Raw genomic sequence first — 11,629 nt, 5'->3', positions numbered from 1 at the left:
ACCGGTCGTAGATCTCGCAATCCACACCGAACCCAGAAGGCCCTCACCTCTTCAAGCACCCAGCACGCGTGTCACCAACGTCCCGGGACAGCACACCTAGCGTCCGCCGGGGCGTCTCGACGTGTTGATCGCTTTCGTTCCGGAACCGGGTGTGGGCGTGGCTTCGGGGCACCCTGTGGAGCGCTGCCACGATGCGCCTGGCCTCGCCGCGCTCGGTGCGATCACCGCTGCGGTTCGTGGACGGCCGCTCGCCGGTACCGGGGCCTCCGGCAGGAAGCCGGCCGTCACACGGCGACGGTGAGGAACGACCGGGGCGGCACCGGTACGCACGAGCAGGTCTTCGGGGAAGGGGAGACCGCCGGCGACGAAGGCCCACGGCCCCACCCCGTCACGCACGCGTTCCGCGTCGGCCTTGAACAGCGCCGCTTCAGGCGCCGGCGCCGCCGTCGACCGGCACGATCGCGCCGGTCACCATCGAGGCACGGTCGCTGAGCAGCCACGCGGCCACCTCGGCGATCTCGCGGGGCTCGGCCATGCGGCCGAGCGGGGTCGACGCGTTGATCCGCTCGACGACGCCGGGGGTCGCCGCCTCCCACGCGTCGATCATCTCGGTAGCGGTGCCGCCGGGGGTGATGCCGTTCACCCGGATGCCCTGGGGAGCCCAGGTCACGGCGGCGGTCTCGGTGATGCTGTTGAGCGCGCGCTTCATGGCGCCGTATGCGGGGAGGGCGGGGTTCGCGCGGCGGCTGCCGATGCTGGAGGTGTTGACGATCGCCCCACCACCGTTTTGTCGCATGAGTGCGGCTTCGGCGGTCATGGCGGTCCAGTGCGAGCGGAAGTTCACGGCGAACTGTTCGTCGATGTCCTCGTCGCTGGTGGTGTCGAGCGGACCGGGCTGCTGGATGGCCGCGCCGTTGTTGAAGGCGCCGTCGAGCCGTCCGTGCAGCTCCTCGACGCGGTCGACCGCCGCGCGGATGCTCGCACGGTCGGCGAGGTCCAGGGTGACGGCGTCGGCGATGCCTCCCCCGGCGCGGACCTCGGTGACGATGCGGTCGAGGGCGTCCGTGCTGCGGGCGGCGAGCACGACGGCGGCGCCCTCGGAGGCGAAGAGCCGGGCTGCCGCGGCACCGATGCCGCGGCTGGCGCCGGTGATGAACACGACCTTGCCGGTGAGCAGGCCGATGGGTGCGATGTCGGTGTCGTTCGTCATGACGGCAGTGTCAGGTCGGCCTCCAGTCCGGATACAGGCACAGGCAGTACCAGGATCCGGCGCCGCGCAGCGTGCAGACTCGGGGTATGGACAAACAGGAGCTCGGGGCGTTCCTCCGCAGCCGTCGCGAGCGGCTCCGGCCGCAGGACGTCGGCCTCCCCTCCGGCCCGCGCCGCCGGACACCGGGTCTGCGCCGTGAGGAGGTGGCGGTCCTCGCGCACATCTCCACCGAGTACTACGTCCGGCTCGAGCAGGGCAGAGCGCCGCGGCCGTCGGGCGAGGTCCTCGCCGGGATCGCAGGCGCTCTGCGGCTCACCGACGCCGAGTCCGACCACCTCCACGTCCTCGCGGGTACCGCGCCGAGCCGTACCCGGCTGCACCGGCGCGACGTCCGCCCGAGCGTCCTCGCGCTCCTCGAGCGGCTGCCGCAGACGGCCGCCGTCGTGATATCCGCCGTGTTCGAGGTGCTCGCGTGGAACGACCTCGCGGCCGCGCTCATGGAGGACTTCGCCGGGCTCGCCCCGAAGGACCGCAATCTCGCGCGCCGGGCATTCCTCGGGCCGGCGCGGCCCGACGCGGCCCCGTACGGGATCTCCGACGCCGCCGAGTTCCGGCACCACGTCGTCATGGAACTCCGTGCCACCCTCGCCCGCTACCCGGCGGATCCCGCGGTGACCGGCCTCGTCGACGAGCTCCGCGACGCCGGCCCCGACTTCGCCCGGCTCTGGGAGCAGCACGACGTGCAGGCCGTGCCGGTGCTCACGAAGACCTTCCGCCACCCGGTCGTCGGGGAGATCACCGTCGACTGCGACAGGCTCACGCTCCCGGACCGCGACCAGCACCTCGTGCTCTACAGCGCGCCGCCGGGATCCCCCGGCGCCGAGGCTCTGGCTCTCCTGAACGTCCTTGGAGCCGAGGCCGGTGATTACCTGCGGTAGCGTCGCAGCCGGCCACGGCGGACACCCTCGCCGCCAGGGGATGACTCGCCGAGCCGGCCGGCCGCGGTCTCCTCGTCCGGCACCGCCCCCGGAGTGACACTCCGGCAAGGTGGAAGCGACCGCCCGGCACCATGAGTGGCGGCGTCGACACGACTCATGAGCCGGGACGTGGTGGGCACGGTGCTCGCGACGGACGCGACGGCCGCCTACGACGACGGCACGACGCTCCGCCACGTGATCGAGGCGAGTAACCGCGCTGTGCGTGCTGACAGCGAAGGGCCCCTGCTCAGCGAGGGGACCGCGCTGGGCATCCAGCCGGGCGCCGGCTGCGCCGACCAGCCCTGCGGAGATCCGGCGGGAAGGCCGCGAGCGAACCCGGATGCGCCCCTCCGCGTCGAAGGTGTGGACCGGGATCCAGCGCCGAGCACCGAAGAATCCCCGCGCCATGCTTTCAGCAGGGAAGCCGTCGTCGACCGCCCCACGGAGGACTCCATGCACACGCACGCGAAGCGTCTCGTCAGCCTGCCGCCGGCACTCCTCCTGAGCGCTTGCCTCCTTGCCGGCTGCGGCGATGATCAGCGCGCCGACGATGGCCGTGCGACCTCTCAGTCGCTGCGGAAGCAGGAGGAACGCGCCCGTCGAGTGGCCGACGCCTGGCGGACATCCGCGGCCGCCGCTTCCTGGAGCCGGGGTTACTACCCGATGGCCGGCGTGCTGCAGAAGCCGGAATCCGGCTGGCGCAGCAAGGCGGACGAGCGGGCCTACAGGACACGGAACTTCGTCCTGCGCGGCGATCTGCCGACCACCGCCCCCGGGGAAGGGGAAGTGGACTGGGGAAACGGGGACACTCTCACCCGCCCGCTGACGGGGGCGAAGAAGGCGTACCAGTCGTTCGCCCTCGACCACAGTGACGGGCCCCGGTTGACCGTGAAGGGGGCGAGGCTCGGCACGACGACGATCGTGACGAGCCGAGGCAGGGCGACCGTCGCCGCATGGCTCTTCACGCTGGAAGGCTACGACGCCCCCCTCAAGCGTGTCGCAGTCATCCCCTCGAAGCTTCCCAGGCCGCCGATCGGGCAAGCTCGGCAAGGGTCCGCCGGCGGTCTCCAGCGTGTCACCGAGCTGGCCGGAACGGCGATGGACGGCCGATCCATCACGGTGAGGGCCACACACGGAGCGTGCGACGACGGACCCGTCGTCAAGGCGCTGGAGACGGACGAAAGCGTAGTGCTGTACGCCTCCATCGCTGGGGCACGAAGCGGCCCCTGCACCGCCGAGATGATCGAACAGAGCGTGGGAGTGAAGCTGCAAGAGCCGCTCGGCGACCGGATTCTCCTGGACGCCCTCACCGGCCGACCGGTGCCGTACGGAGAGCCCAACGGGCTGTCGCCGAACTGGACCTGAAGGGTGTTCACCTGGTGCTGCGTGGTGCGTCCCGACGGCTCCTTCCGCCGCGTCGGCGACCTCGGCGACAGCCTCGACAACGTCAGCGGCGAAGAACCATGACGAGTCGCGGGCTCAGAGGATGTGGGAGCAGGCCGGCCGGCGGGTAGCACCTGGAGGGGATTCGTGCGAGTTCCGCCGGGGAAGGGCAGGCCGGTCATGACCGAGAACACCAGCAGGAGACTCCATTACACGAGCCTTAGCGACTTGGTTCTGTGCTCCTTACCGGAGTGGCCTTCCACGCCGAACCGGATCGGCATGCCGCATATGAGGGACGAAGAGGCCGGCAAGAGCGACCTCCTCTACTGCGCCCTCAGCCCTGGATCTCCCGACCGGCAACGGTACGACTTCGTCTACGCTCCCGCTGCGGACGCGGAACGCTGGTACGCCGCCACCGAGGCGTTCCTGCGCGCCATGAAGACGGTGGACGAGGAGAACCGCCAGGCCAGCCTTCACCTGTACCCGAAGTCCGGCCTGCTCGCTCGGGTCCTCTGGCGGGTCCGCCATGCCCGGCGCAACCGGCGGCTGCGCGCCGGCTACCCCACCACCATGGAACGTCTGCGGCGCGACGTGCTCACCGCTTACCGGGACTACCGGGAGCAGGCGGGCGACCTGACCCGGTACGTCCGGACCGTACGTGAGCAGGAGAAGCGCAGGAAGCGCGCGCTGTGGGAGCAGGCGGAACAGGAATGCCGTGAGCGCGATCGGCGGGCGCGCGCGGAGCGGGCCGCGGCGATGGCTGAGGCTCCCGGCCGGCCCGTCTGGGGGTACCGCCTGCGCCCGGGCCACGGCGGAGGAGACCAGGTCTTCGAGATCTTCCTGCAGACCGTCGACCGCGCGCGGGAAACGGAGGGCGGCCGCATGCGGACGGGGCTCACCCCCGAGCAGGTGCAGGCCGCGCTCACCGAGGAGCGCTCGCGGGACGAGTACACGGAGGTCACGTGGTTGTACAACACCGGTCTCGGGCTGGAGGAGTGGCACGACAGCGGCAGAAAGGAGCTGGCCTGGCAGCAGCTCACCGGTGTGCTGGTCGACCGGTGGCCACGGAGCACTGAGAAGAGCCGCTCGCAAAGCCGGACCTACGGTCCTTCCAGCAATTACTTCAGCCCGGGCGGCTTCGGCATCCACTGATGCCGTGACCGGGTGGGTTCGCCGGTGGGGCCGGGCTGCGGGGACCGGTCGTCCGCCCCGTCGAATGCCCTTCTCCCTCCGGGTGCGGGCTCGTTTTCTGCGTTCGGCGGCCAGGACGTCGCGCTCGCCGCCCGCGGCGATCTCGGCGTGGCCGCACACGAAGGCACCGTGCGGGACGTGGGCGGTCCGCACGACCGGTGAGGGACGCTCCATGGGGGTCAGTGCGGCCGAGGACACCGATCCGCGTTGCTCGAAGGTGCAGGCCGGGCCGGGTGTCGCGTCGCCTTTCGGAGGGGCTCGGGCCGCCGGGCCCCGGCCCCGGCCGGCCTCGGACCGATCGATGGCTGCGCTGTCCACGGCGGAAGGCCTGCGCGGCGACCCGCACACCGGCTTGGCCGGGCGCGCTGACCCGGCGCCGCTTGCGCTTCGGCATGCCGAAGGCCGGGTGGGCGACGCTCCACCCGGCCGCCCACACCGTCACCCCGGCCGGAACGGACGTACCGTCGGCGGCGATCCGGTGCGGTCCGCGTACGGGATGGCGTTCACGATCCCGCGCAGCTCGTGCTCGGGAGGACCCCCGCAGGCCGGGGCCCGGCGGCGGCGCTCGAGGCGCCGGGCCGCCAGGACCGGCCCCGGGGTTCCCGGAGTCCCGTCAGCGCGTGGCGAGGAGTTCGAGCGTGTCGATCACGCGGTTCGAGAAACCCCACTCGTTGTCGTACCAGGCGACCACCTTGACGTGGCGGCCGTCGACGCGGGTGAGGGCCGAGTCGAAGATCGACGAAGCCGGGTTGCCCGTGATGTCGGACGACACGAGCGGGTCGTCCGAGTACTCGAGGATGCCCGCGAGCGGCCCCTGTGCCGCGGCGCGGTACGCCGCCAGCACGTCCTCGCGTGTCACGTCCCGGGTCACGGTCGTGTTGAGCTCGACGAGCGAGCCCACGGGAACCGGCACGCGGATCGAGTCGCCCGACAGCTTTCCGTCGAGGTTCGGCAGCACCAGGCCGATCGCCTTGGCGGCTCCCGTGGTGGTGGGCACGATGTTGACGGCGGCGGCGCGGGCCCGGCGGGCGTCGCGGTGCGGTCCGTCCTGCAGGTTCTGTTCCTGCGTGTAGGCGTGCACCGTCGTCATGAAGCCGTGCTCGATGCCGGCGAGTTCGTCCAGCACCGCAGCCAGCGGCGCGAGCGCGTTGGTCGTGCACGAGGCGTTCGAGACGACCCTGTGCACGGCCGGGATGTAGGCGGCGGTGTTGACCCCGTACGCGAGCGTGACGTCGGCGCCGTCCGACGGCGCACTGACGAGGACCTTCTCCGCGCCCGCGTCGAGGTGCGCGCGGGCGGCCTTGGCCGACGTGAAGCGGCCGGTCGCCTCGAGCGCGATGTGCACGCCGAGTTCGGCCCATGGCAGCCGCGCCGGCTCCCGCTCGGCGAGCACCGTGATGCGACGGCCGTCGACGACGAGCGCGTCCCCGTCGACGGTCACCGGACGGCCGAGCCGGCCGGCCGTCGTGTCGTAGGCGAGCAGCCGCGCGAGGGCGGCGGGCTCCGTGAGGTCGTTGACGGCGACGACCTCGAGGCCGCTGTCGCGTTCGAGCAGCGCGCGCAGCACATTGCGTCCGATGCGGCCGAATCCGTTGATGGCAATGCGGGTCATGAATGCTCTCCCTTCCGGTTCGCCACCAGCCTCGCGCGCGGTGTCCGCTCGTGACCGCGCTGTGAGCGCCACGGTTCAAAAGGATCGCGCCAGGCCGTGGCTACTCGCCCCGGGCGAAGGTGCGCCGGTACTCGCTCGGCGTGGTGGCGAGGATGCGCTGGAAGTGCAGCCGCAGATTGGCGCCGGTGCCCAGACCGACGTCGGCGGCGATCTGCTCGACGCTGCGTTGCGAGCGCTCCAGCAGCTCACGGGCCATGTCGATACGGGCGCGCATGACCCACTGCATCGGCGTGTAGCCCGTGTCCTCGACGAAGCGTCTCGACAGCGTGCGCGGTGAGACCGCCGCGTGCCGGGCGAGCATCTCGAGGGTGAGGGGCTCGCCGAGCCGGTGCAGCGCCCACTCGCGAGTGGCGGCGAACCGCTCGCCGAGCGGCTCGGGCACGCTGCGCGGCACGTACTGCGCCTGACCGCCGCTGCGGTACGGCGCCGCGACCAGACGCCGGGCGGCGTGGTTCGAGGCGGCCACCCCGAGGTCGCCGCGCAGAATGTGCAGGCACAGGTCGAGGCCCGAGGCGGCCCCGGCCGACGTCAGTACGCTGCCCTCGTCGACGAACAGGACGTTCTCGTCGACCCGGACCAGCGGATGCTTCGCCGCCAGCGCCCGCGAGTAGTGCCAGTGCGTCGTGGCGCGCTTGCCGTCGAGCAGGCCTGTGGCGGCGAGGGCGAAGGCGCCCGTCGAGATGGCGGCGAGCCGCGCGCCCCGGCGGTGGGTGGCGAGTAACGCGTCGACGACGGCCTGCGGCGGGTCGTCGCGGTCCGGGAACCGGTAGCCGGGGAGGAAGACGATGTCGGCCCACGCAAGCGCGTCGAGGCCGTGGGCGACGTGGTACGACAGGCCGTCGCCGCCGGTCACGAGGCCGGGCGCCGCGCCGCACACCCGAACCTCGTACGGCATGCTCGCCCGGGTCGTGAACACCTGCGCGGGGATGCCGACATCGAGCGGCTTCGCACCGTCGAGCACCAGGACGGCGACGCGACGCAGACGAGAGGAGGACACGGGGAACAGAGTACGAGGTCATGGGGCCGGACCAGTCGCCCGCACCGGTGCGGTGGACTCCGCCGACACGGTACTCGGCGCTTCCCGGGAGCGCCGCCGTGAGCCGTCGTGGAGCGGCGCACTGCGCCCCTCGGCCCGTCGGTTCCTCGAGGAGGCCGTCCGCCCCTCCCTGGGCTCCCTCGGCTTCTTCGGAGGCGATGCCGATATGCCGCCCTGCACGGGCGCAGCAACAGGGAGGGGTGCCCCTGACAGGGCGGCATCACTCGTCACGGCGAGACGGCCGGTGACCCCGCCCTTCGGCCAGGACTCCGGCAGCCGTCAGGTCAGCCGCAGGGCCCGGACCCGGGTCCGGCTGCCCGGCGGACCGGGCAGCCGGACGGCTTCAGCAGCTGAGGTTGCCGCCGGGCTCGACGCCGAGGAGCTGGGCGAAGCGCTGGTAGGTGTCGACCCGGCTCTGCACCTGCGCCGGATTGCCGCCGTTGCACTCCAGGCTGCCGTTGATGGCACGGATGGTCTCGCCGAACCCGGCGCCGTTGACCATGGCGTCATGCGGGGTCATCGTGCCGGGACCGCTCTGGGTGTTCCAGTACCACAGGCCCGTCTTCCAGGCGACGGACGCGTCGTTCTGCACGAGGTCGGGGTTGTTGAGCAGATCGATGCCGAGGGCGTCGCCGGCGGCCTTGTAGTTGAAGTTCCAGCTCAGCTGGACCGGGCCGCGTCCGTAGTACTTGTCGCCCCCGGCGGGGCAGCCGTACGGCTGGGTGGTGTCGCAGTAGTGCGGGTAGTTGGCGGTGTTCTGCTCGACGACGTGGACGAGTCCACCGGTCTCGTGACTGACGTTGGCGAGGAAGGCGGCGGCCTCCTGCTTCTTGACCGTGTCGCTGCCGGTGCCGGCGAAACCCGGGTAGGCGCCGAGCGCGGCAGTGAGGCCGCTGTAGGTGTAGAACGAGTTCCTGTTCGGGAACATGCTGTTGAACTGCGCCTCGGTGATCACGAACTCGGCGGCGGCCCTCGCGTCGGTTTTCTGGGCGAGGGCGGAGGGGGCGAGCGTGAGTGTGCAGAGGGTGGCGGCCACACCGGTGGCGGCCAGCAGCGGGAGTTTGCGGAGGTGCACGGTGTCGGCTCTCCTGCTTGGTGTGGGGGGAAGGTACGTGGGGGCGGGGAAGAGTGGGGCCCGCCGTGATGGGATGTCTCGTCCGGGCGGTGTGCCGCGGTCCCGGGAGCGGGTTGCTCACTCCCGGGACCGCTCCGATCGGACTGTCAGCCGCCGACGTTGACGTCGATGCAGGCGTAGAACGCGTTGCTGGTGTCGGCCACGCTCCAGACGGCGAGGACCTTCTGCTTCCCGCTGAGACCGCCGAAGTCGACCTGGTGGTTCACCACTTCGCCCGGCTTGGCCCCGCCGTCGTTGAACAGCGCGATCCGCTGACCGCCGACGTAGTACTCCCAGGTGCTGGTCGCGTGGCGCGCGGTGAGCTTCCACGAGAACGTCGTGTTCTTCGGGACCGGTGTGACGGCCCAGCCCTTGTTGTCGTCGTCCAGTTCGGCGAAGCGGCTGTTGCCGCCGCTGCAGCTGGTCAGGCCCTTGGGGCCTTCGACGCTCTGCGGTTCGTAGGTGATGTCCCCGCAGGAGACCGTACGCGCTGCGCACTGGGCCTGGCGGCTGGGCGGGTTGGAGACGTAGCCGTGTGCGCTCGCCGAGGAGGCGGGGAGGCTGACGGCGATCACGGGGGAGAGGACCGCGCCGATCAGCGCGGCCCTCGTCTTGCTGGTACGCATGAAAAACTCCTTCACATCAGGTCTTCCCGGGGACGCACGTGACCATCGGTGGGGGGGCCATGCGCGGCGGGAGGACCTCTCGCGGGTGGGGCCAGAGGCGCGAAGGTGACGCGCACTCACCGTCCTCGCGGGGAAGTGGTCGGAGCCCGCGGAGGATCAACTACCGAAGCGGAGCGGTGAGTTCTGTTGGACTAGACCATACAAGCGGCAGGTGTGAGCGTGTCAAGGGCGTGATGTGACGGCACTCCTGGGACGTTGTGCGTCATAAGAGACGTACTCGCCCACCGGCGCGACGACGCGGAACGCGACTGCTCCCGACTCCGGGAGCGCAGGCCGGAGAGGGTGGCCCCTCCGCACTCAGAACGCGCTTCGGGTGATCCGGGAATGCCGTCGGCGCCGCCTCAGGTCACGGACTGCCGCCCGTCCGCCGGCGGTGGGACGGTCCGGCTGCGGCTCAGGTCGCCGAACTCCCCACCAAGCCCCGCCCGGCCCGGGTCGGCCTGTAGTGCGTAGGCACCAGGACGGGCGAGCGGCTGGTCCGGGTGCACCAGGCCAGGACGGCTGCGGGGGACGATGCCGGCCAGGGCGCCGCAGGGAAGTGTGGGAGGCGCGCGAGATCCCGCGCATCCCTCTTGTCCAGTGGTGTCTGGAGTGATCAGCAGGTGACGACTTTCCTTTACCGGATCGGACGGTGGGCCTTCCGGCGGCGCCGGCTCGTGGACGGTCCGTGGCCGGGTGCCCCGGTGCCGGCCGTCGCCGCCGCCATGGCGCCGGCCGGGGAGAAAGAGGACCTCTCCGTGCCCGGCACCGAGTCGCAGAGCGCGTTCGGACTGCGGGGTGAGCGCCCGTGAGAAGGACGCCCCTGTCCGAAGCCGTGGTATCCCCGGTCCGCATCGGATGGCTGCCGATCGGTGCCCTCGGCATCCTGGCCCTCGCCCTCGGCACCCTGCAGTCGGTGGTGGAGCCCGCGCTCCCGCTGCTGCAACGTGAGCTGGGGGTCAGTCCTGCCGAAGGAGCCCTGATCGGCAACGCGTTACTCGTCACCGGCGCGGTCATCACCCCCGTCGCGGGCGAACTCGGCGACCGCTACGGCGGAAAGCGGGTGCTGGTCCGGCTGATGGCCGTGGTCTCGGTGGGTGGTCTGCTGGCCGGCCTGGCGCCGAACCTGCCGGTGTTGTTGCTCGGTCAGGTATTGCAGGGCGCCATGGTGGGTGCGCTGCCCCTCTCGTTCGTCCTGGTGCGCAAACACCTCGCGGCAGGAGAGTCACAGGCGGCGATCGGGCTGGTCGTCGCGCTGTTCACGGGCGGCAGCACGGTGGGAACGCTGCTCGCCGGGCCGATCGCGGAAGGACTGTCCTGGCAGTGGATGTTCGCGCTGCCGACGATCACGATCGTCGCGGCGACGCTGGCCGTGACCCGGCTGATGCCGCATGATCCGCCGGTCCGGTCGGACAACGGGATCGACTGGCCCGGCACGGTTCTGCTGAGTGGCACGTTGCTCGCGTTCATGCTCGGGCTCGTGACGGTGACGAGGGACGGCGGCGTACCGCCACTCGCGGTCGGTGCCATCGCGGTGGTCGTGGCCGCCCTCGCGACCGGGTGGGTCGTCGTCGAGCGCCGGGCGGCCTCGCCGATGGTCGATCTGCGCATGCTGGCGAAGCCCGCGATGTGGAGCGCGTGCGTGCTCACTTTCGTCATCACCGCCAGTTCCGGGATGGTGTTCTTTCTCCTCCCTCAGCTGTTCGCGGTACCGGCCGGCGGATACGGCTTCGGAGCCGGCACCACCGACATCGGACTGTTCCTGCTGCCCGGCGCCATCGCCGGGGCGGTGAGCGATTCGGTCGGCGGGATCGCGGCGCGGCGTTTCGGTCCGCGTGCCGTGGTCGTCGTGGGCACCGCCGTCACGGCGGTCACGATGATCGCCCTGGCGTCGCTGCACACCGCGGAATGGCAGCTCGTTCTCGCGAAGGTGCTGACCGCGTTCGCCGCGGGCGTCGGTACCACGGCGTTGCTGGCCGGCACCGCCACCGCCATCGAGACCAAGGACATCGGCATCGCCACCAGCCTGCTCGTGGTCACTCGCGTGATCGGCGTCGCCCTGGGCGCCCAGGTCGCCGGCGCGATCCTCGACGCCGGGGCCGAGCCGATGACGGGTCGGCCGGCCGAATCGGCCTTCGTCACGGGGTTCGTCGTTGCCGGCCTCGTCGCCGCGTTGTCACTGCTCGTTGTCCGTGTCACGGGAAAAGGAGTCCAGGCATGACACCCACCGGCCCGTCGACGGACGTGAGGACCACCGCGAAGCGCACGGTTCTGATCTCCGGGGCCAGTATCTCCGGACCCGCGTTGGCCTACTGGCTGCAGCGACCCCGTCCACTCCCCGCACGGCCTTGACGACCAGGTCCGTGGTGACCTGGGTGACC

The 11,629-nt window shown here is 71.4% G+C and carries 10 protein-coding genes and 1 pseudogene; 5 read left to right on the top strand and 6 right to left on the bottom strand.

What is annotated here, in order from left to right; all coding sequences use genetic code 11:
* Positions 1 to 427 precede the first annotated feature (427 nt).
* On the bottom strand, positions 428 to 1,210 hold the full coding sequence (locus tag AB0L29_RS34605) for an SDR family oxidoreductase (RefSeq protein WP_365833184.1): 783 nt from the start codon (positions 1,208 to 1,210) through the stop codon (positions 428 to 430).
* 86 nt (positions 1,211 to 1,296) lie between these two features.
* On the opposite strand from AB0L29_RS34605, the gene AB0L29_RS34600 reads away from it, so the two are divergent.
* The 3 genes from AB0L29_RS34600 (at position 1,297) to AB0L29_RS34590 (ending at position 4,722) form a co-directional block, all read left to right on the top strand.
* On the top strand, positions 1,297 to 2,148 hold the full coding sequence (locus tag AB0L29_RS34600) for a helix-turn-helix transcriptional regulator (RefSeq protein ID WP_365833182.1): 852 nt from the start codon (positions 1,297 to 1,299) through the stop codon (positions 2,146 to 2,148).
* 156 nt (positions 2,149 to 2,304) lie between these two features.
* The gene (locus AB0L29_RS34595) at positions 2,305 to 3,552 is read left to right on the top strand and encodes a hypothetical protein (protein ID WP_365833180.1); all 1,248 of its coding nucleotides are present in this window, start codon (positions 2,305 to 2,307) and stop codon (positions 3,550 to 3,552) included.
* A gap of 306 nt (positions 3,553 to 3,858) precedes the next feature.
* Positions 3,859 to 4,722, top strand: a complete 864-nt coding sequence (locus AB0L29_RS34590) for a hypothetical protein (protein ID WP_365833178.1) — start codon at positions 3,859 to 3,861, stop codon at positions 4,720 to 4,722.
* A 513-nt stretch (positions 4,723 to 5,235) separates the two neighbouring features.
* Here AB0L29_RS34590 and AB0L29_RS34585 read toward each other — a convergent pair.
* The 5 genes and pseudogenes from AB0L29_RS34585 to AB0L29_RS34565 form a co-directional block, all read right to left on the bottom strand.
* Positions 5,236 to 5,352: pseudogene (locus tag AB0L29_RS34585) on the bottom strand (IS5/IS1182 family transposase); the annotation flags it as partial.
* Between the two features lie 22 nt (positions 5,353 to 5,374).
* The gene (gene gap, locus AB0L29_RS34580; RefSeq protein ID WP_365833176.1) at positions 5,375 to 6,373 is read right to left on the bottom strand and encodes a type I glyceraldehyde-3-phosphate dehydrogenase; all 999 of its coding nucleotides are present in this window, start codon (positions 6,371 to 6,373) and stop codon (positions 5,375 to 5,377) included.
* Between the two features lie 100 nt (positions 6,374 to 6,473).
* Positions 6,474 to 7,430, bottom strand: coding sequence for a helix-turn-helix domain-containing protein (locus AB0L29_RS34575; RefSeq protein ID WP_365833174.1), 957 nt, complete (start codon positions 7,428 to 7,430; stop codon positions 6,474 to 6,476).
* 382 nt (positions 7,431 to 7,812) lie between these two features.
* A complete protein-coding gene (locus AB0L29_RS34570) occupies positions 7,813 to 8,544 on the bottom strand; it encodes a chitinase (RefSeq protein ID WP_365833172.1) in 732 nt (243 codons plus the stop codon).
* Positions 8,545 to 8,690: 146 nt separating this feature from the next.
* On the bottom strand, positions 8,691 to 9,209 hold the full coding sequence (locus AB0L29_RS34565) for a lytic polysaccharide monooxygenase auxiliary activity family 9 protein (RefSeq protein ID WP_365833170.1): 519 nt from the start codon (positions 9,207 to 9,209) through the stop codon (positions 8,691 to 8,693).
* A gap of 662 nt (positions 9,210 to 9,871) precedes the next feature.
* Here AB0L29_RS34565 and AB0L29_RS34560 point away from each other — a divergent pair.
* The gene (locus AB0L29_RS34560) at positions 9,872 to 10,060 is read left to right on the top strand and encodes a hypothetical protein (RefSeq protein WP_365833168.1); all 189 of its coding nucleotides are present in this window, start codon (positions 9,872 to 9,874) and stop codon (positions 10,058 to 10,060) included.
* A complete protein-coding gene (locus AB0L29_RS34555) occupies positions 10,057 to 11,469 on the top strand; it encodes an MFS transporter (protein ID WP_365833166.1) in 1,413 nt (470 codons plus the stop codon). Before AB0L29_RS34560 ends, AB0L29_RS34555 begins: the two co-directional genes overlap by 4 nt.
* Positions 11,470 to 11,629 lie beyond the last annotated feature (160 nt).

Source organism: Streptomyces sp. NPDC052701 (assembly GCF_040678355.1).
GTDB lineage: Bacteria > Actinomycetota > Actinomycetes > Streptomycetales > Streptomycetaceae > Streptomyces.
Note: the sequence above shows the minus strand (reverse complement) of the source record. Positions and strands in the feature narration are given on the sequence as shown.